This window comes from Blautia sp. 1033sp1_1033st1_G9_1033SCRN_220408, from assembly GCF_040929965.1.
Lineage (GTDB): Bacteria > Bacillota > Clostridia > Lachnospirales > Lachnospiraceae > Blautia_A > Blautia_A ammoniilytica.
Genome location: NZ_JBFKZO010000017.1, coordinates 23,803 through 44,133, shown reverse-complemented (window position 1 = coordinate 44,133; position 20,331 = coordinate 23,803). Strand labels below are relative to the sequence as shown.

17 protein-coding genes are annotated in these 20,331 nt (G+C 41.5%); 16 read left to right on the top strand and 1 reads right to left on the bottom strand.

Features of this window, described 5'->3' with window-relative positions; translation table 11 throughout:
* Positions 1-6: 6 nt before the first annotated feature.
* Positions 7-2,226, top strand: a complete 2,220-nt coding sequence (locus AB5916_RS12335; protein ID WP_368191188.1) for an Ig-like domain-containing protein — start codon at positions 7-9, stop codon at positions 2,224-2,226.
* A 392-nt stretch (positions 2,227-2,618) separates the two neighbouring features.
* Positions 2,619-3,527, top strand: coding sequence for an Abi family protein (locus AB5916_RS12330; RefSeq protein ID WP_368191186.1), 909 nt, complete (start codon positions 2,619-2,621; stop codon positions 3,525-3,527).
* 34 nt (positions 3,528-3,561) lie between these two features.
* On the opposite strand, the gene AB5916_RS12325 is transcribed toward AB5916_RS12330, so the two are convergent.
* Positions 3,562-4,671: an IS200/IS605 family accessory protein TnpB-related protein gene (locus AB5916_RS12325; RefSeq protein ID WP_368191185.1), complete on the bottom strand. Its 1,110-nt coding sequence runs from the start codon at positions 4,669-4,671 to the stop codon at positions 3,562-3,564.
* Between the two features lie 303 nt (positions 4,672-4,974).
* On the opposite strand from AB5916_RS12325, the gene AB5916_RS12320 reads away from it, so the two are divergent.
* The 14 genes from AB5916_RS12320 (at position 4,975) to AB5916_RS12255 (ending at position 20,160) form a co-directional block, all read left to right on the top strand.
* On the top strand, positions 4,975-5,985 hold the full coding sequence (locus AB5916_RS12320) for a hypothetical protein (RefSeq protein WP_368191183.1): 1,011 nt from the start codon (positions 4,975-4,977) through the stop codon (positions 5,983-5,985).
* A 101-nt stretch (positions 5,986-6,086) separates the two neighbouring features.
* Entirely contained in the window at positions 6,087-10,376 is a 4,290-nt protein-coding gene (locus AB5916_RS12315; RefSeq protein ID WP_368191181.1) for a serine-rich protein, read from the top strand.
* 40 nt (positions 10,377-10,416) lie between these two features.
* Positions 10,417-10,860 carry a hypothetical protein gene (locus AB5916_RS12310; protein ID WP_368191178.1) on the top strand — a complete coding sequence of 148 codons (444 nt, stop codon included), beginning with the start codon at positions 10,417-10,419 and terminating at the stop codon, positions 10,858-10,860.
* Positions 10,861-10,977: 117 nt separating this feature from the next.
* Positions 10,978-11,793: a hypothetical protein gene (locus tag AB5916_RS12305; protein ID WP_368191177.1), complete on the top strand. Its 816-nt coding sequence runs from the start codon at positions 10,978-10,980 to the stop codon at positions 11,791-11,793.
* A 58-nt stretch (positions 11,794-11,851) separates the two neighbouring features.
* Positions 11,852-13,366 carry a CpaE family protein gene (locus AB5916_RS12300; RefSeq protein WP_368191174.1) on the top strand — a complete coding sequence of 505 codons (1,515 nt, stop codon included), beginning with the start codon at positions 11,852-11,854 and terminating at the stop codon, positions 13,364-13,366.
* An 11-nt stretch (positions 13,367-13,377) separates the two neighbouring features.
* Complete coding sequence (locus AB5916_RS12295; protein ID WP_368191172.1) at positions 13,378-14,700, top strand: CpaF family protein; 1,323 nt, start codon at positions 13,378-13,380, stop codon at positions 14,698-14,700.
* Between the two features lie 58 nt (positions 14,701-14,758).
* Complete coding sequence (locus tag AB5916_RS12290; protein ID WP_368191169.1) at positions 14,759-15,643, top strand: type II secretion system F family protein; 885 nt, start codon at positions 14,759-14,761, stop codon at positions 15,641-15,643.
* A gap of 67 nt (positions 15,644-15,710) precedes the next feature.
* Positions 15,711-16,592, top strand: a complete 882-nt coding sequence (locus tag AB5916_RS12285) for a type II secretion system F family protein (protein WP_368191167.1) — start codon at positions 15,711-15,713, stop codon at positions 16,590-16,592.
* 80 nt (positions 16,593-16,672) lie between these two features.
* Positions 16,673-16,870: a Flp family type IVb pilin gene (locus AB5916_RS12280; protein WP_368191164.1), complete on the top strand. Its 198-nt coding sequence runs from the start codon at positions 16,673-16,675 to the stop codon at positions 16,868-16,870.
* Positions 16,871-16,936: 66 nt separating this feature from the next.
* Complete coding sequence (locus AB5916_RS12275) at positions 16,937-17,095, top strand: Flp family type IVb pilin (protein ID WP_368191163.1); 159 nt, start codon at positions 16,937-16,939, stop codon at positions 17,093-17,095.
* Between the two features lie 9 nt (positions 17,096-17,104).
* Positions 17,105-17,584 carry an A24 family peptidase gene (locus tag AB5916_RS12270; protein ID WP_368191162.1) on the top strand — a complete coding sequence of 160 codons (480 nt, stop codon included), beginning with the start codon at positions 17,105-17,107 and terminating at the stop codon, positions 17,582-17,584.
* Positions 17,577-18,038 (top strand): hypothetical protein, encoded by a 462-nt coding sequence (locus AB5916_RS12265; protein WP_368191159.1) that lies wholly within the window; start codon positions 17,577-17,579, stop codon positions 18,036-18,038. The genes AB5916_RS12270 and AB5916_RS12265 overlap by 8 nt, the downstream gene beginning before the upstream one ends.
* Entirely contained in the window at positions 18,038-18,604 is a 567-nt protein-coding gene (locus tag AB5916_RS12260; protein WP_368191158.1) for a hypothetical protein, read from the top strand. Before AB5916_RS12265 ends, AB5916_RS12260 begins: the two co-directional genes overlap by 1 nt.
* Before the next feature lie 104 nt (positions 18,605-18,708).
* Positions 18,709-20,160 carry a phage tail tip lysozyme gene (locus tag AB5916_RS12255; protein ID WP_368191156.1) on the top strand — a complete coding sequence of 484 codons (1,452 nt, stop codon included), beginning with the start codon at positions 18,709-18,711 and terminating at the stop codon, positions 20,158-20,160.
* Positions 20,161-20,331 lie beyond the last annotated feature (171 nt).

The following is a 20,331-nucleotide window of genomic DNA, read 5'->3' as shown; positions in this document are numbered from 1 at the left end:
AAAGCTATGAAAAACAAAAAACTTAAAACCCTGGCCGCTGTGATTGCTTGCACTATGGCATTAGGAGCCGCTCCATCAGTCCCGGAAACATCCGGACTGCCTGCAGTTACCACAACCGTGGAGGCAGCAGCAAAAAATGTGGCCCTGAAGGTATCCGGTAAAAAAGTAAAGGTGGGAAAAAAGGTAAAGCTGAATGCGAAAGCTACGAAAGGGGCGAAACTTTCCTACAAATCCTCCAATAAGAAAATCGCCACGGTAAGCAGACGCGGGGTCATCACCGGGAAGAAGGCCGGCAAGGTGAAGATCACCATTACGGCGAAAAAAGCAAAGTACAAGACCACAAAGAAAACCGTGATCGTAAAGGTCTCCAGACAGGACCAGGTTATTACAGCGCCGGATGTGACCATGACCGCCGGGCAGAATCTGAACCTTGGGGCAAAAGCCCGCACTGCACTGGCTTACAAAAGCTCCAATACCAAAGTGGTATCCGTAGACCAGAACGGGAACCTGACGGCAAAAAGACCAGGGACGGCAAAGATCACGCTTTCGGCAAAGGCAAGCGTGACATTTAACAAGGCCTCCCGTATCGTCACTGTCAAGGTCGTGAAAAAGACAACACAGCCTGTAACCACACCGAAACCTGCGCCGGTGCCGCAGCCGGTACAGCCAGTACAGCCAGTACAGCCGGTGCCGCAGCCTTCCCCGACTCCGACAGAAACACCGCAGCCGGATGTGTCCTATGTGACAGATGTAAGGTTTGACGAAACAGCACATAAGACGGACACGATCTACATCGGCGAGCCAAAGGCCAGTACCCTGAAATGGACGGCTACCGGCAATACGACGTTCAGGGATTTTGTTTACACATCCAGTGACCCGTCCATTGCAACGGTTGATGAAAACGGCACCATCACAGGCATTGCCCCAGGCGAAGTCAGGATCACGGCAAGGTCAAAAACTCCGTTTGCAGCGGTAGCCGGCGGATCAGAGAATGATTACTTTGCGGCGTCCTGGTTGTACCGTATAGAAGCTGTTCATAATGATATCTACGCACAAGGTTTAGGTTTTGGCTTTCCGCGCCCATATGATAAGCGTGGCGAAGATATTATGGATGAAAAGGGTAGAAATATTGACATTGGTGTAGCAACCAATCCTTTTAATGATTTTACCTCAATTATGGGAGTATGGGGGTATGATTCATCGTTAATCGATAAAGAAAAAGAAAAGTACAGTCCGGAAAACTGTGAAAAATACCTGACCTTCACCTCCAGTGACCCATCCATCGCAACGATCGACGCACATGGGAATATCACTGGTGTATCCAAGGGATACGTGACCATGACCGTAAGGACAAAACTGCCAGTGGATGCGGCAGGAAAGGTCTACCAGGAAGACTCCGCAACGTACCATGTAGGGGACTATACTTATGAGGAGATCATGGGGGGACTGACTATGGACACTGTGGCCGGACAGGCTGCACACGAAGTCATGAACGACCTCAGACAGAACCCGGATCACAGGGGTTTCTTTAAGGATTACCCCAGCTATCCAACAAGGGAGTGGGATGAAGGAATTTTACGAAATGCGGTAACAAGAGCATCCAGAAATATTGTGTGTGAGATCCTTGGAGGATGGGTAGAAGGCGAAAAATCTTCTGTTAACCCTCTGGCATCACACGGAGGAGCTTTCAACGGGTATGGTGGCAGCGGATGGGAACATACAGGAAGCGATCTTGGTCATGCTGCATCCGTATTTTTTGAAGATGCAGGGCATTTCGGAAATGAGACAGATCCTTATTTTAAATATGAAGCTGTAGCAGTCGTTCAGTATAAGAATGCAGCGGGAATTAATTTAACTTCTATGATAGTAGCTGCTTCACCCTGTTCGTATGCAGAAGGTTTAAAGAATTGCTTAGACGCAGGTACAACTCCGATAGAATCCAACATTAGGATTTCTCAGATCCCTGAAAATCAGTATTACGATTTTTGTAACCATTTTGGACTTCCTACAACCGATACGATCCCTGCAAATGCGGTTGGAAATACGGAAGATGATTTCAGTGATGGCGCTGAACCCCGTTTGGCACCTGTGGAAACAGCAGGAGAGACATCTGGATTGGATGAGCAGGGAACAAAACCAGCTGATGTAGAGGAAGTAGAAACCGCAGAAGAATCGGTGGAAACTGACGATCCAGAAGAAGTTACGGAAGTTCTAACTGAAGAATAAGTCTGTAATCCTACCTCTAAGCGAATCTCAGGTAGTGGGAGGAATTGTAGAAGAAACTGAACGGCAGCGGTGGGCGGAGAGAAATCGGTATCCCCCGCTGACACGAGGTTAACCACTGTCGGTATTATCCCGGCATGTCAGACTCCGTAAATACCGACTGTGAGTTGAAACAATCGTGCAGAAGAAATTGTGTTAAGTGAATTGATAATGCGGTCCTTTTGTTGCTGTCCTATGGAGCAGGAGGACTGCAAAAATAGTAGCAATTTTCTTTTTTTCGAAAAAAGAAAACTTGACAGGCGCAATAAAAACAGTATAATAATATTAACAGAACCCACCACGCCTCTGATTTTCATGCGCAACCCGGTGGGACTTTTTCATTTATGGGGTGTTTTATGTATCAATATCCAAAACAAATATTAACAATTGAACAGCAGATACAATCATATATTGACGCTGGAATGGAGATAACATCTCGGGAAAATGTAGAAAAGGCATTAAAATCCGTAGGCTTTTACCGTCTGCGTGGATATTCGTTTCATTTATACGATAATTCTGCTAAAAAGTATATTCCTGGAACTAAGTTTGATGATATTTTTCAGTTGTATCAATTTGATCAGGAATTATCTGCCCTGATTTTTTCAATGATTTCTAAAATTGAAGTGGCATTGAGAGTTCGATTAGTGGAGGCGTTGCTGGTACATGGAGATGCTTTGATTTTACAGGATTCATCGATCTTTAAAGAGAAAAAGATGTACTGGCAGAATATGTCTACAATAGCATCAGAGATTGCCCGTTCTAATGATGTGTTCATCAAACATAATTTCGACAATCATGAAGGAGAGGTGCCGGTATGGGCAGTTGTGGAAGTCCTTTCCTTTGGAACATTATCAAAGATAATTAAAAATTTGAAAACAGGTACAGGCAGTGCCTATTCGATTTTGGCGGCTAATTATCAATATATTTCCAGAAAAGGAAATTTTGCAAATCCATCACAGAAAATGTTTGCTTCATGGGTGCAGGCTGTTTCCGTATTAAGGAATATGTGTGCTCATAATTCCAGAATTTACAATCGCACAATACATACAACACCGGAAATTTTGGATGCAGATAAAGTGATACCTTCGCCGGCACATAATGGATTATATCAGATTTTGTTGGCCATGAAATATTTGAGATCATCAGATAAGGAGTGGACAGGCTTTGTAACTAAATTAGAGGCTTTGTTCCAGAAGAATAGCAGTGTCATCAGTTTGGCAGCTATGAATTTTCCAGCAGATTGGAAAGAACATTTAAGTGTTTAAAATCAGTCATATTGCATACAATAGAATTACAGACCTAATCAAGCAAATTTTGCTCAAACCGATTAGGCTTTCGGCGGAGTGTTACGATAAGCACTCCGCCATTTCGAATTGTCACATTTATACACTGTTTGAATTCACATTTATCTGTCACCATCTTCTGTACATACTGGGCCTTCCAGAAATGGAGTCTCTGTTTCTTAGACCCTTTCTTCTTTCCGGAAGTATCCAGGTGTTCGAAGACGACTGTATCCACGTTGTACTTTACTGCCTGTTCTACGATAAAGGACGCTGTCCTTACCGCAATATTGTCATTGATGCCGTTTGCCGCAGCCCACAGGCGCGGCATTCTCTTTGCCCCGTTTTTCTGGGCTTTCTTAAGCCGTCCCACTGCATGGTCCAGACAGTCGTTTTCTGCAGGAAGGGAAAGAAATTTCCTTCCTGCGACCGTGCCGTCTGCTTCCATGACACAGCAGGTACAGGCATTGTTGATCCCCAGGTCCACGGCAAGAATCCGGGTGTTACAGATCTTCTTTTCTTCCAGTTTTGCTTTTTCCTGGAAGGAGAAATCCAGATACCACTTCTTTCCCCTCTTCCGCAACACCGGGACACATTCTTTCCGGTTCCGGCAGTAACGGACGATATAATCCGCATCAGACTTCCTTAAGTTCACCGTTACCCAATCCCAGGTATTACGGACCCAGACTTTGATATTAGCCGTATGATCGGAAAGACGGACGTAACAGCCTTTCTTATATAAGGCAGGACAGGTAAAACCGGCTTTGGGAAGACCTGGTTCCCTGCCTCTGGTCTCTGGGGCTTCCTTTTTCCAGGACTCAAGACGGGAAAGATAAGAAGATACAGAACCAAGAGCTTTCGCAATGGCAGCTCGGCGGTAGTAACTTGGGAACTTGTAAAACTCCTTCCCGAAGTTATACTTTACTTCCGGGCGGCCCGACGTAATGACCGTGATCCTTTCTACTGCATTGACCCGTTCTGTCTGTGTTTTCAGCCGGAACAGTTCTTCTTTCTCCAGAAGGATGACCCTTATGAAGAAATCCACAGACCGACGATACCAGTTCACCGTGTCCTGGAAGATACGGGTAAAACGGTCAATCCTCACACTGTAGGTAGTGAAGATATCCATAAAGGTTCCTCCTTTCGAATTTCTTATCTTTAATATGTAAGATATTCCAGAAAACGGTTCATTTTTATAAGAAATCTTACTGGAACAGCGAATTTAAAGAAGCCTCTAACTCACGACTGAAGTCACGAGAATGCGCGACTGAATTTTTCAACAATAACCATATATTTTAGGATTCTGAGCGGGAATTCCCTAAATATATAAAGAACCTCCAATTTTCTTTAATATGTTAGTTTTGGAAAATGATATCGGAAAATCAGGTATCTTCCCTGGAATCTGACATATTAGGAAAAAGGAGGTTTTTACATGTATGCAATAATTGAAGCCCCAACATTTGGGGAAATGTGTTTTTATTATTCTTATGTGATTCTGGTTGCATTATTCTTGTCTGGTTGGAGGCTGTATGGTTTTGTTCTTTTAATATCAATCGTCATAGCTATTGTTTCCGGACTGTGTCAACGATTTTCTTATTGGAAAGAATACGGTTTCCGGTATATGGTAGATCTTTATCCTGTCGGCTTTTTTAAATTTACCTATACCCTGTTTTGCCTGTATATTTCTGTCAGCAAGGCTTTATATCATGGCTGTGGGAATCCATACTTGGCATATCCTTCTTTTTGTCTTATACTGCTGTCTGTGGATATATGTTATGGCATTGTGAGCCTGACAAGGACAGAAAACGGGGAGAAGTGTATGCTGGTACTAATTTACGATCTTTTATTATCAATAGTTTTTGGACTCCTGGCAGACAGGATTTGGGGCTGTAAACTGGAAGAAATATTCATTTTTGGAAATACGTTGTTACGGGTACTGTTTCTGGTCCTCATTGTGTTCTTCATTCTTTTGTTAAGAGAGTGTCTGGTCAATCTTATTTACAGAAAGAAGAAAAAGGGCCGTCTTCTTCTGGTAAAAAAAATGTTGTTTCTTCCAATTTATTATATTGAGGAGCAGGCAGAACATTTTCAAAAAATATACAAGCTGAACCATCCCGGGAAGTTTTTTAAAACACTGCCGTGCAAAGAAAAGAGTAAATTAATAGCAGAAGAAATGCTGAGAGAAATACGGATGGCACCGAAAGGAAGAATATATCTTACGGAAACACATCAGGTCCTTGCTGACTATGTGGTAAATAAGAATAAAGGCGCAGGATATACCATGATGCCGGGAATCACTGGAAAATCAGACAGTGCTTTCGCATCTGTGTATGGATATAACTGGCGGAACGACTGTCCGAAATGCAGCCGGGACCAGGATGGCTGTCCATATGCAGAAAAGAAACGGAAGACATTTGTTCTTGTATTCCGGAAAAAATGGTAGCTGGCAGGGATCAGCAAAAGACATCTTCGGATGTCTTTTTTTCTTGCAATCTTTTCCAGATTACATATTAAAAGTGAATTAATTTGAAAGAGGGTGATGTTATGGCGTTACTTCACAGGATGAAAAAAGTCTTAAACCCGGTCAACACATCTATTCCGGAAGATGATTTCAGGATTCTTGATTCCTGGACAGAATCAGATAAAGAAATAAATCCGTCTAAGGCAAAGATGAATTACCTGTGTTATAAAATTGAAACCATCGATCCGGAAACAGGGAAAAAGAGTATCCTCTACAAAGCTGTAAAATTTGCCAGGGTGGACCGTCTGCCAAAGTCTGCAAAACAGAGTACGTCTTTCATGGATATGCAGTCACAGGTGTTATCCGCTGTTTACGAGCAGGGATATAATCTGGTCACGATCATTGCAAATGTGATCAAGCCGACACCTGAAGGGCTGATGTATCTCTACGGAGTTCAGGGGGTATCGGATAATATCGATGATGCAAAGGCAAGAGCCGATTCTGACTTTAAAGGTTTTATCGGCAGCATGATGGGTACGTTCCGTGTCCTGCATATGCATGCGATCACTGCAGAGGAAGGTGCATGGCTTGGGGAAAAGATGCGTACCATGAAATTCATGACCGCGGTACGTGGTATCCCAAAGGCTAATACTGCAGGTGAAGATATGGGAAACAAAGGGGTTGGAGGAACAAACCTGAACCCGGATTCCCAGGGGACCCTGGAAGAGATCATTACTGCTATGGCAGATTATGAGTATGTCATAGAGGTATTGTCTACACCGGTATACCATAGAACACTTATGGCATGGACAGCGCAGACAGAAAAACAGATGACGGAATGGTATGGCCAGCTGCAGGGAACAAAATCCTTAAGTTTTAACTTATCTATTCCAATGACATATATGACATCAACTGGTAATTCACAGGGATGGTCGAAGAACTATACCGATTCCAGGACTGTGAGTTATACGCAGGGAGAATCATATAATACTGGATATAGTGAGAGCGTGGGAAAATCCATTTCGCATTCCCTTGGGGAAAGTTTTGGGTTAAGCCATGGTAATTCTGTAACGGATTCTGTTGGGGAAAACCATTCTATAAGTCAAGGGGTAACAAGAGGCCAGACCGTCGGCACAACGGAAGGCATTACCAGAGGCCAGACGATTGGCCAGACGATCGGGCACACACAGGGTGTCACCCGTGGATATACACAGGGTATCACAAGAGGGGAGTCAACCGGTGTTTCTATGTCCCAGGCATCCGGAAATAGTTTAGGAAACTCGTTCGGATCAAGCCGTGGAATCTCATTGGGACAGAACAATAGTGAAAGTATGAGCCAGTCTTATAGTTCCGGGGTCTCCAGAAATCACAGCGATGGGGTATCAAACTCTACAAATATTGGACAAAGCTATAGCCAGAGCGTCAGCCAGAGTGCAAATAAATCTTTTGGGGAGTCATCAAATATATCCCATTCTACGGGCGTAAACAGCAGTGACAGTTATGGTACATCAACCAGCCAGGGAATCGGAGGAAGCCACAATACATCCAACGGGTACAGCAATTCAAACAGCTGGAGCAATGGCTGGAGTAATACCAGTTCAGACAGCACTGGTTATAGCGGGAACCATAGCCATTCAGAGAGTAATTCTGATTCCGTTGGGGGAAATGCGGGCGTCAATGTATTAGGGGTAAGTGCTGGAGTAAATGGTTCGCAATCCGGAGGTACTTCTGATACTACAGGAAGCGGGTTCAATAATAGCCACTCGAACAGTTCGGGAACGTCGGGAAGTAATGGGAAAAGTTTTGGGACATCCCATTCATCATCGGATGGAAGCAGCTGGAACATGGGAGCAGGGACATCCCAGAGCCATTCTGCCGGCTTATCAGAAAGCTATTCTGCCGGCATGGGAAAATCCTACAGTGAAGGATTTGGTTCTTCTTACGGAACATCCCAGGGACTTTCTTATTCTAATGGACAGGGAACGAGTTCAAGTGACAGCATCGGGCAGAGCAGCAGCACATCCTCGGGATATGGTTCCAGTAAAGGAAGCAGTTATGGCGAAAGTGCGAGCAATTCATCAAGCCAGAATGTGGGCCAGTCCTATTCTGTGTCCATCAGCCAGAATAAGGGAACCAGCCTTTCTTCTTCCATGTCACAGTCTGTCAGCCAGAGCGAAAGCATTTCACAGTCACTCAGCCAGAGTGATTCCCTGAGTCGTTCTTACAGCCAGTCAAATAGCGAAAGCGTAAGTCAGTCACAGTCTGTTTCAGATGGGACCAGCAAGAGCCGTTCCGTTGGACAATCCGACAGTGAGTCTTATACCCAATCCGTTTCAAATGGGACAGGTCAGAACTGGGGGCAGTCAAGCAGCGTAGGAAAAGGGCAGAGTTACGGAAGCAGTGAAGGGAAGAGTTCCGGGACGAGCATAGGCAGTACAGGTTCTTTTACAACTGGAACATCCGGTTCACTGGGTCTTGGACCTTCCATTGGTTACAGTAAATCCTACCAGTGGCTGGACCAGCAGGTGAAAGATATCCTGGAACTTTTGGAATACCAGAACGAAAGGCTGAAAAAAGCACTTCGGGGGAATGGGGCTTTTTATACTTATGTGTATATTGCATGTCCGGACATGGATGCATTATCTGTTGCCCAGGCTTCTGCAAAATCCACGTGGCAGAATGAATATGCCATGACACAGCCAATTCAGATCCTGGACCTTTGTGATGAAGAACAGCAGCATCTTCTTTATCATTTCCGTGCCTTTTCTGCTGATGTAACGAGGGAAAATATAGCAGGGGTCAGTGATTACAAATATGCAACAGTCCTGCTGCCAAATGAATACGTTGCATATGCCCATCTTCCACGTGTATCTGAAGGAGGTATTGACACCAATATCGATGATGTTCCGAAGTTCCGTGTTCCGGGACTCCTGCGTGGAAACATCTACATGGGCACACAGCTCAATGCAGAACGTTATACATTCAAAAATGGATACCGTACTCAGTTTGATTACAGGATCAACATTGATGAACTGATGCATGGAGTATTCACTGGGGCTTCCCGTTCCGGAAAGACAGTTGCAGCCATGCGGTTTATCCGTGAGCTGGCAAATTCCAGAAGAACAGCAACTGGAAAACGTCTCCGTATTGTGATCATGGATCCGAAACAGGATTGGAGAGGTATTGCCAGATTCGTGGAACCGGAAAGATTCCGCTTCTACAGTATGGGAAATACCCATTTCAGGCCGATCAACCTGAATCCTTGTAAGATCCCGTATAAGGTAGAACCACAGCACTGGATCGATGGTATCATCAATATTTACTGCCGTGCTTACGGACTTCTTGAACGGGGCAAGCAGATGCTGTCCGATGTATTTTACAAGCTTTACACCCAGGCTGGAGTATTTCCTTCTAAAGGAGAGTTCTTCGATGAAGAGTACATGAATAATAAGGATAATTACAAATTTCCGGAAGTGTACCCTGATTGGGATGCAGAAATTTCCAGGCGATCGGCAAGCGTTACCTTCCATAAGATCTACAAAGATATGCAGCAGACCAGTGATTCTTTCAACGGAGGACAGAAAAGAGCCGGAAATGATACCCTGGATGCATATTCCAGGCTGCTGGAAAGACTTTCCTGTTTTGCAAGACCGTATTCCATTGAATACCGGCTATTCTCAGCAGAGGATAATTTCAGTGATCCGAACTCAAAAGGAACTGGACTTGGCGTTGATGAACTGATTGGTGAAGATGATGTAACGGTATTCGAGTCCTTTGGTTTGGAATCTACTTTTGCAAACTTTATTTTCGGGATCATAACATCTGGCTTTTATAAAGTAGCCAAAGGTTTTGAACGGGGATATCTGAACCCGGCCCAATACGAAACTGTTCTGGTAATTGAAGAGGCAAACAAAGTCCTGACAGGTAATGATACGGCCGGCACAGGCGGCGGTGGAGGAATGGCTTCCCTTTCCGGACAGTCAGAATTTGAAGAAATCCTTGACCAGTCTGCAGGGTATGGACTGTTTATCATTGCAATTACCCAAAAGATATCCATGATGCCTTCATCCATTGTCGCAAACTGCGGTATGTTTTTCCTTGGGAAGATATCCCAGCCGGAAGATGTTGACCTGGCAGTGCGTATGATCGGGCGGGAAGGGCGTATCGACGACAGGGATGTTGTCAAGTGGCTTCCAAAATCCCCAACAGGATGGTTTATCTGCAGGTCAAACCGCGGTTATGATTTTAGGGATGCAGAACCTGTCCTTGTACAGATTGAACCACTGAACAATGCGACCATATCCAACTCTGAATTAGAAGAAATCTTGACAAAGAAAGAAATATCAGCTGTTTTCCAAAAAGCAGCAGGGTAATCCCCTCCCCTCCTGGGGAGGGGATATTGGAGGATCTATTATGTTAAAGGTTAATAAAAATACTTTTATCAATGAAGATAAAATTGAATGTATCTGTGAATACGGATCAAAACCTTTGGTACAACATGCAATGGAAAACGAAAAAGAGGATAAACTTAGGAAAATAAAGGGCAGATATGGATATAACAGCTTGATTGTTATGGATGATGGATATTTGTTTATCTGCCAGAATCACCCTGAGGTATATTTCAAAAGAATGGACATGAGTAATTACGTTATGTTATCTGCAAAAAAACAAGTAATAAAAAAATCCATGGTACGGGAGATCGTAACTAAAACCAATGCCGGACAAAGAAGGGATATTGCAAAAGCCAAAAAGGAAGGCCGTTACTATAATCTGTCAGGTAACAAAAAGACGTTCTACTACATTTTTACTGTCAATAAACATATCTATGGTGCGAATACCTTGTCAGCTATCCGTTAATTACCCACGGTCATGCACTGTTTTTCAGAGGGACGGAAAATCCGTCTCTTTTTTGCTATCTTTCAAAAAAAATTACATATTAATAGAGAAAAGGAAAAAAAAGAAAAGGAGGTAATTATGTCAAAAAACAAGATCATAACATCCTTGATCATCGGTGCTGTACTGTTTTCTTCCATGGCTGCATTTCTGATTTACCATTACATGTCTCCTTCAAGAGGCACAATGTATTTATTCAATGGTTCTTATTCAGCTGGCGATCAGCTTACTGCTGATATGCTGACTCCTGTACAGGTGGATTCAAAGATTGTAATAGCCGGTAAAAAAACGGACGCATCTGCTCAATTTGTCACACCATCTGAATATCAGACTCTGATAAAATCTGGTGATTCTCTCCGCATGGATGTCAGTGAGGGGATGCCTCTTACAACAAGCATGCTGTCTGTTACAGGCGGATCTATTGTTGAGATGAACATGAAATCAGACGCGGTGGCGGTAACAGTCCCGGTAAACGAAAATACAGGTATCACAAATGATTTGAAAGAAGGTTCCCACGTAAACATCTACGCAAACCTGGATTCCACCATTTCCCTGATCCAGCAGAATAAGCGTGTCCTTGAGGTTTATAAGGATAATGGAACGATCACTGGTGTATCTATTGAAGAAAGTATCAATGAATCCATGGAATTAATTTATGCTGTGACAAATGGAAGTATATATCTTGGACTCGTTGATGCAACCGGATATCAGGCTGCAGAAGGAACGGATCCTATGTACACTCCATATGCTGAAACAGAAACTGTCAGTGAAACAGAAACCGTCAGTGAAACAGAAACCGTCAGTGAAACAGAAACTCAACAGACAGAAACGGAACCTCAGGAAGAGACACAGTCTGAAAACGAGACATCTGATGGTAGTGCGGTCTTTACCCCGTAACTAATCTAAAGAGTGTCTTTTGGCACTCCTTTTTTAGAAAGGAAATTTTAGAAAATTTATGAAGAAGATATTATTTATATGTCTGCAAAAGGAAATAGTTGAAGACTTAAGTATTGCATCTATGATGGACATGACAATGGAAATAGAACTGACCTGTTATGATTCTGTCAGTGATATAGATCTTATCGTAACAGGCAAAGCACCTGACCTTGTTGTGTTATCCTATGATGCCCTAAAAACCAGGGATAAGTGGAACTTCAAAGGAATCCCAATCGCTTACCATGCAAAAAATGAACAGGAATTAAAAGATGGTGCAAGATATGGGTTCCCTACAATTGGTATGTCCATGATGGCAGATGAGATATTGGAAGATCTTAAAAAGCCCCCATATAAACCAGATATTTTGTCGGCTCCCCAAAAGGAAACTCCTCAAAAAGAGAAATTAAAACAGATTCCTCAGCCTCAAACTAAAAAGCCAGATAATAAAAAGGAGACGGGATTGATGGATGTTCCTTTTGAAGATGAGGAGGATATTGAAGAAGATCTGGATGAGGAATTCGATATCCCGGAGGATCTTGAAGTGAATGATGAAACCCAATCAGAAGTAATAGAAGAACCGGAGCCATCTGTACCTGTAAAAAAGAAAAAAACTGTTGCACCAAAAGAAGAGGATATTATCGTTGAAGGATTCCGAAAAGATTCCGGTAAGGTAAAAGGAAAAACAAAAGTGATTACAGTATATTCTGCAAAAGGCGGAGTCGGTAAGACTACGATTGCTTCCGAGCTGGCTACATATCTGGCTCTCGTAAATGTAGGCCGTCGCAGGCTACGTGTATGTATTGTGGATTATAACATCGATTTTGGAGATGTACGTTCTACGATTCATATGGGAACAGACGGACTGAACCTTACGAACTGGGCGGAAGAGATACAGGAGCTGATGGAGAAGGGGAAGCGCCCAGAAGATATTCACTACTCATGCAGTGAGATAGAGGAATGGCTTCGTAAAGATAAAAAAAGCGGATTATATGTACTTCCGGCACCTATTAGCAATGAAGACAGCATGAGAATAGAAACAGACTCCCTTTCCATCATTTTAGACAATATTATCAATAATGGAGAGTTTGATTATGTGATCTGTGATACTGGAAACAATACCCGGGACTCTACAATGGTTGCTCTTGAAAAGGCAACCATGATCCTTCTGATCATGACACAGAATGTCAATACGGCAAACTGCGACAAAGCTTTTATTGAAACAATGAAAGCTATTGATTTTGATTTGACCCATACAAAGCTGGTTATCAATAATATCATGCCTCAGAAATCCACAGGGGTATCTGTTCAGGAAATTGTTGAGTTTTTTCCGTATGACTGTGTCGGGAAACTGAAATATAATCCGGATGTCATTAAGGCAGGAAACTATGGGGAACCTCTTGCTTTCCAGCCAGATCATGAATTTACCAAACAGTTAAGAAATATTGTATCTTATGTGCTGCAGGAGGGAAATTTTGATTCTGATGCGAAAGTAGAAAAGAAAAAATCATTCCTGCAAAGGTTGCTTAGAAAATAGGAGGTCTTATTATGGCTTCTATACTGGAACAGAAATTAAAAAATAAAAAAACAGAGATTAGTGATATTGACAGAAGGGTTCAGACAGAACAGATCACTCCAACTGTGAAAGAGAAAAAGAGTATTGGTGATATTATCCAGACAATATCTACGCAGTACCGGAGGGAACTGACTGATAGTACGATAGACCGGAAAGAACTTGATCAGAAAATTGAAAAAACTATACGGGCAGAAATTGAAAAGCTGCCCGTGGATTACGAAAAAAAGCGAAGGCTGGAAAAACTGGCAATCCAAAATATTATTGGACTTGGTCCTTTGCAGCAGTATCTGGATAACCCTGCTATTACAGAGATTGTCGTTCAGAGATATGACAATATTGTTGTTGAGATAAAAGGAAAAATACGTTCTGTAAAGGCATGCTTTTCCGATGAAGAAGCCCTTCAGAATGTTATAAACAGGATCCTTCAGCCGATTGGACGTGCTGTTAACTTAAGCACTCCAAGGGTAGATGCCAGACTAGAGGATGGGTCCCGAGTCTGTGCAACAATTCCACCTATCTCTCCTCATGGTGCAACCCTTACCATACGAAAGTTTAATAATTCCATGATGGTTGCATCCAAATACCTGGAATTAAATTCTATTTCACAGGAAATGCTTGATTTTCTTGAAAAATGTGTTAAAGGAAAAGTGTCAATTTTTGTTTCCGGCGGTACCGGAACCGGTAAGACAACTTTCCTGAACATGCTGTCCTCTTTTCTTCCAGAAGATGAACTTCTTATTACGATAGAGGATACTCTGGAGTTACAGTTAAAACAGAAAAACGTGAGGGCTCTGGAAACGAGAGAAATAAAAAATGCAAACATGGATTCCATTGATATGTCAGCTCTTGTTAAAGCATCTCTTCGAATGAGACCGGATCGTATTATCGTAGGAGAAACACGAGATGGTGCCGTTGTATCCCTTTTATCGGCTATGAGTACCGGACATGAAGGCTCCATGAGCACTGGACATGCAAATTCGCCAGAAAACTTGGTCAATGTCCGTATTCCAACAATGATGGAGATGGACAAAGATTCTTCTTACTCAGAAAGGGCAAAAGCTCTCATGATAGCGGAGGCAATCCAGCTGATTGTACAGCTGAGAAGACTCCCAAATGGGCGAAGGGTGACTTCACATATCTGTTCCGTTGAGGGAATTGGAAAAGACGGAAAGGTAATGCTGAAAAATATCTTTGTGTATGACTATCAGAAAGATCAATTTATATATACAGGGTACTATCCGGAAAAAATAGCAAAACATTTGGAAATGAATGGTGTAGATATGCCGGAAGAATGAAAGATTTTTCTGATAAAAGCTTTCGAAAATGACATATTAGAAGTGGAGGGATAAAGATTTGGAATTTCTACATATTTATCTGCTCGTAGCAGCAGCGGTTGCATGTGTTACTGCAATCTTTGTTACAAAAGTCCTTCAAAGGACAACGATCCTGCAGGGAAGTGGTAACACTTTTATTCAACAGTACCTTGAAAAACTGGAATATAACCTTCGTAGGAGCAAGACAGGTATTACAGTGCAGCAGTTCCTGGCTATGCAAGTTGGATGTCCGGCATTGCTTGCATTTGTGTCATTCTTTTTATCGGATGACCGGTCATTGATGCTGATTTTAATAATACTTGGAGCCATGCTTCCAAACATGTTTATTATGCTACAGAAAGGAAGCGCCGATAAGAAATTTGAAGACCGTTTTGTAAGAGCTCTGACACAGATGGCGTCTTCCCTGCACTCTGGAATGACGGTAGAACAGGCAATTGATTCAGTAGTAAATTGTGAACTGTTGCATGACAGTATCCGGGATGACTTTCGTGTGCTTTCTTCAAAATTAAAACTTGGTACTTCCATATCAGATGCATTCTTTGAATATGCAAAAGATACAGAAAATAAGGATGTTCATGATGTGGCAACTGCGATTACAATCATGACAGATGTTGGTGGTGATGCGGGAGAAGCTATTGAAAAGCTTCAGAAAAATATTGAAGACCGGCTTATGTATCGTAAGAAAAGACAGAGTATGATGACAGAATCCCAGATCATCGTAATTTTCGCAGATGTTATGCCGATCATAATCCTGGTTGGAACATACCTGTTTATGCCGGACATCATCAAATCCTATTTTTCATCAAGCATTATGACGGTCGCGTTCCTTGTTATAGTAGGAATACTGCTTGTTGGATCTGTAATCGTACATAAGATGCTCGGAAATAAGGTAGACCTAAATTAAGGAGGGGTTGTCAATCACCCATGACTGAAGTCACGAGTCTCCGAACGTATTTAGGAGGAAAATCCATATGAGATCTGAGATAATTATAATAATGTGTATGGCGATACTTGCTATTATACTTATACTGTCCTTAATTGCGATATTTGTATATGAAAAGGGGCAAAAAAAACAAACTCTTGGAATGAAAAGAGCAGACGATGACTGGCTTTTTTCAAATTTTCAAAAAAATGTTTTTGATATGTTTTATAAAAATCCTAAAGGTGACAGCTTATGCGGTATCAGCCAGGAAGAATATTTAAGATATTGTAAAATACTGCATACAGCCCCACATATCGAAAATTACGTTGCTCTTAGAATAGAGGCTGCATTAATTTTATTTCTATTTTTACTGGGATCTTTACTTATGTCTTCCAACTTATTATTTATGGATGTTTGTTTGCTTATGGCAGCCGCTGTTATGTATCTGATGTGGATACTTCCTTATTCACAGATAAAAGACAAGGCAGAAGAAAGGTTATTCCATATACAGGATGATCTTCCTAGATTCCTATCATTGTTGGAAAAAGCAATGGATCTTCCAGTTGACCAGGCAATGATTGTAACTGCCACCAAATTTGAATCTCCTTTATCCGAGGATATCATAGACAGTATCAATAGGGTATCTCTTGGAGCAAATGGATGGACAGAAACTTTGGTAGAACTTGCTAAAGTTTATAAAATTGAAGATTTTAGTGACCTGATTCTGGAGATTGTAAACTCCTATGAACAGGGTGTAAATGTAAGAGCCCTGGTAAATAGAAAGGCAAAAGAAGTGGAGGAAACAAGGCTTTATGCGGTAGAAGCACATGATTCAAAAATTAAAACTCTGATCTTTCTTCCAATTATTACACTTAAGGTTCTTCCCTTAATGGTTATGATCTGTCTGCCTATGCTGAGTAACTTTGTATGATGCATGTAAAAGATTTTATGCGGATAAAGCCTCGTAGAGGATTATCGTATATAAATTCACTAGAAAGGAGGATATCATAAATGAAATATCTGAAACGCTTTGTAAAAGAAGAGGATGGAATAGAAACCATCGAATTTATTGGCTTGGTTGCAGTAGCTGCGATTCTGATTGGTGTTATTGTAACGATTGGAACCAGAATGAAATCAACTGCTGATCAGGCAAGTGGTGCCTTGGATACATCAATGAGTCAAGTAGAAGGCATGATGGGTGGAAAATAATCAAACTGCGACTTTTTTTTAGGGGCTGCTATTTGTAGCAGTCCTTATTTTTAGGAGGTGAATTTGTTGAAAAGATACTTAAGTTCATTTGTAAATGATGAAGATGCTGTAGAAGCCATGGAATGGATGGCAATTGTCGCTGTTGCAGCTATTCTTATAGTGATAGCTGTAAAATGTGGAAACAAACTGCTGTCCAAAATGAAAAATATTGCATCAAATATCTGAGGAAGTCGTATGAGTAAATTGTCTTTTATAATAACAATCATTATATTGATTATATCTGCTTATACAGATTTAAGATATCGAAAAGTTCTGAATATCATCACTTTTCCTTCAATAGTGCTAGGACTTGTTCTATGTAAGTTCCCGTTTACAGGGGAGAGCCTATATAGACTGTTATGGATGATGATATTCTTTGCACTTGGATATTTCCGTATGATGGGACTTGGAGATTTAAAACTTATTATGGCTGTAACTGCATTAAGAGGAATCGAAGAATCTTCTGGTATGCTTTTAGCTGGGATTTCGTTACTGCTTATGTATTGCTTCTTAAAAGACCGGAAGAATACAGTGTCGATGCTGAAGGATACGTATAGTACAATTTTTTACCATACTCCTGTTATTAAAAGGTCCAATAAAGAATATCCTCTGGCAGCCTTTTTGTTTCTTGGATATATTATAACGATCCTTGCAAGGAGGTGTTTGTTTGCATAAAGAGATTTTTACAAAGGAATATTGGAAAAAGGGTTCAGCTGAGATGCTGAGTTTCATTGCATTGGCTCCAACAATGCTGATACTATTTGCACTCCTTGTAAGCGTCGTCCAGGCTACCAGCTTTCGAGAAAAACTGGAATATACAACATATGTGGCTGCAAGAGCTGCATCTCTTTCCGATACGCTAAGCGATGCAAAGGATAACGCAAAAAAAGCCGCCACAGCAAATCTTTCTTCATATGGTGATGTTTATGAACCTGGAAGCCTGAAAGTGCAGGTTTCCAATGTTGACGGATGTAACTGGAAGAAAGGCTGTTATATGAAATGCAGGGTTACAGTTAACTTTAAAGGAATTACAACCCTTGTAAACGGTAAGAAGTCTTTCGAAATGGTCATGGCTGTAGAAAAAACAGATAATGCAAAAGAGACAGAAACTGGATCAGGGGGTGTCTGATGAGGAAAAAGTTCTTAAAAAAAAGTTTCTGGCAGCGCGGAAGCGGTGACATTGTTGGTTTTCTCTGTACACTTCCCTGTATCATTCTCATGCTGGTCTTGTTGGTAAGCATTATTCAATTGGGAAGTATTAAAGAAAGGCTTGAGTATACAGCGTACCTTTCCTGCAGACAGGCTGTTGTTGCTACCGATAAAAATGGAAACGGAAGCTGCATGGATGAAGCAAAGGATATTGCTGAAAAAATAGCTGTAGAGGATCTAAAGAAATCGAAATTGAAATATGTAGACGGTTCTGTTAAAGTACGGCTGAATCTTGTACAGCAAAGAGAAAAAGAATCTGGATATTTAGATACTGTATCTGAGCCTGAAGATACTTCGGTTAATTTGGGGAAAGAAACTTCTTCATTAAAGTGGGAAAAAGGAAACTATGTACAGTGTACAGTGTCCGTCAAGATAGAATCCGTGACCCTGTTCTTAAGCGGGACAAAATCTGCGTCTATTGTCATGATGATTGAAAAACCAGCATCAGAAGGTTCCAATTATCCATGGTTTAATCATGTAGGTTAAGGAGGTGATTCTTTCTGAAGCAAAAATTATATATTTTGTACCAGAGGTTTAAGACAATCGAATGGAAAAAAGGCAGTGGTACGGTTATGTACTACATTGCCATCATGTGGCTGATTGCCCTTTCTACAATCCTATTTGCAGAATATTTTCACGCAAATTCCAGTGTTGGCAAAACACAAATGTATGCTGACCTTCTTTCCGATGGTTCTGCATTTGTGGGAAATAATGGATGGGGACTAGATGAATCAGAAGCGAATAGCACATACCAAAAGTTAATTTCTCTTAATAATAAAAATTTTAGGGATTGTATCCCTAAAAAAATTGTATACACAAACACGGACAATAATGGAGATATATCTTCGTATAATAATACGCTATCTGGAGAAATTAATAAGAATAATACAGCCAATGTCACTGTAAATCTTAAAACCCAAACATTAACTGCAAAAAATCCTGTGAACCGAACAAAAAAAGCCAGTACCAGGATTACTTACTCAGGCGGACTTAAAGTTGTATTGGAAGCATATAAGCACTCTTATACATATAATCCAGCAAGCCAGACGGCATATACTTGGGGCGGTGGACACGGAATTGCTTCAGATAGCCTGGCTTGGGAACAGAGTGCTGACTGTTCAGGTTTTGTATCCGGTGTTTTTAGAAAATGTGGATATTATATTCCTTCAGACGTATGTACATGGGACTTAGAGGGGACCGGTAAACTTGTCAATGATTTGGATCAGGCAAGACCAGGAGACATTATATTATTTTGGTATGGTGATGGTCCGTCCCAGCATGTTGCAATTTATGCCGGCAAGAAAAACAATATTCCCTACATTATTCATGCACGTGGAAACCGAACAGACTCTATGGCACGTGGCCCAAGTAAAGGCGTAGACATTACACCATTGAGTTATGTAAATTATTCCAAAATAATGATAAGAAGAATTGTAGATACTTCGTCTGATGCTTATGAAATAAGTTTGGTACAATTGATGTCATATGGATTAACGCGTGATGAAGCAATTGGGTTTGAAGGTCTGAAATCAGCAGGCTATTCTAATACGGCTATTGCAGCTGCAATGGCTAATTGGAGCTACGAAAGCGGGTTCAGCCCTGATGCAGTCGAAGGACAATCTTCCACATATAACAAATCATATCATGATCGAATTGTAACGGGAAATGTCAGTAAAATTGAATTTGTAAATGATGGGAGGGGAGTATTCCACTTTGGAAGTTATGGTTACGGGTTATGCCAGTGGACAACCACCGATTGGGGAAACCCATTTGGGGACAGAAAAGCAAGACTATGGGATTTTGCGCAAAACAGAGGATCGAATGTAGCTGACATATATACACAGGTTTCTTATGCTATATACGAAATGAATACTACGCACACGGCCGTAAGTCCATATTCTGGTTTCAATTCTATGACAGATATCTCACAGGCTACGGCGCTTTTTCAACTCAAATTTGAAGGAATTATGAATAGCACGGTTGGAGAAAGATGCCGGAGAGCACAAGTTTACTTTAATATTATTTCCAGGATGCATAGCTGACTCCAAATGTTTTTGTGCTGGATTCAGTGCAGCCTGAAAAGACCGGGGTACCGGTCTTTTTTTTACAATTTTTTTCAAAAACACATATTAAAGGTGAATCAGAAATTTTGAATAAAGGAGGTAAAAACTGAACACGGAAACCTTGTCGCCCTTTACAGACCTGGGTGGCAC

Coding starts and splice junctions, on each gene's coding strand:
- AB5916_RS12335 (WP_368191188.1), top strand. CDS start 7: ATGAAAAACAAAAAACTTAAAACCCTGGCCGCTGTGATTGCTTGCACT.
- AB5916_RS12330 (WP_368191186.1), top strand. CDS start 2,619: ATGTATCAATATCCAAAACAAATATTAACAATTGAACAGCAGATACAA.
- AB5916_RS12325 (WP_368191185.1), bottom strand. CDS start 4,671: ATGGATATCTTCACTACCTACAGTGTGAGGATTGACCGTTTTACCCGT.
- AB5916_RS12320 (WP_368191183.1), top strand. CDS start 4,975: ATGTATGCAATAATTGAAGCCCCAACATTTGGGGAAATGTGTTTTTAT.
- AB5916_RS12315 (WP_368191181.1), top strand. CDS start 6,087: ATGGCGTTACTTCACAGGATGAAAAAAGTCTTAAACCCGGTCAACACA.
- AB5916_RS12310 (WP_368191178.1), top strand. CDS start 10,417: ATGTTAAAGGTTAATAAAAATACTTTTATCAATGAAGATAAAATTGAA.
- AB5916_RS12305 (WP_368191177.1), top strand. CDS start 10,978: ATGTCAAAAAACAAGATCATAACATCCTTGATCATCGGTGCTGTACTG.
- AB5916_RS12300 (WP_368191174.1), top strand. CDS start 11,852: ATGAAGAAGATATTATTTATATGTCTGCAAAAGGAAATAGTTGAAGAC.
- AB5916_RS12295 (WP_368191172.1), top strand. CDS start 13,378: ATGGCTTCTATACTGGAACAGAAATTAAAAAATAAAAAAACAGAGATT.
- AB5916_RS12285 (WP_368191167.1), top strand. CDS start 15,711: ATGAGATCTGAGATAATTATAATAATGTGTATGGCGATACTTGCTATT.
- AB5916_RS12280 (WP_368191164.1), top strand. CDS start 16,673: ATGAAATATCTGAAACGCTTTGTAAAAGAAGAGGATGGAATAGAAACC.
- AB5916_RS12270 (WP_368191162.1), top strand. CDS start 17,105: ATGAGTAAATTGTCTTTTATAATAACAATCATTATATTGATTATATCT.
- AB5916_RS12260 (WP_368191158.1), top strand. CDS start 18,038: ATGAGGAAAAAGTTCTTAAAAAAAAGTTTCTGGCAGCGCGGAAGCGGT.
- AB5916_RS12255 (WP_368191156.1), top strand. CDS start 18,709: ATGTGGCTGATTGCCCTTTCTACAATCCTATTTGCAGAATATTTTCAC.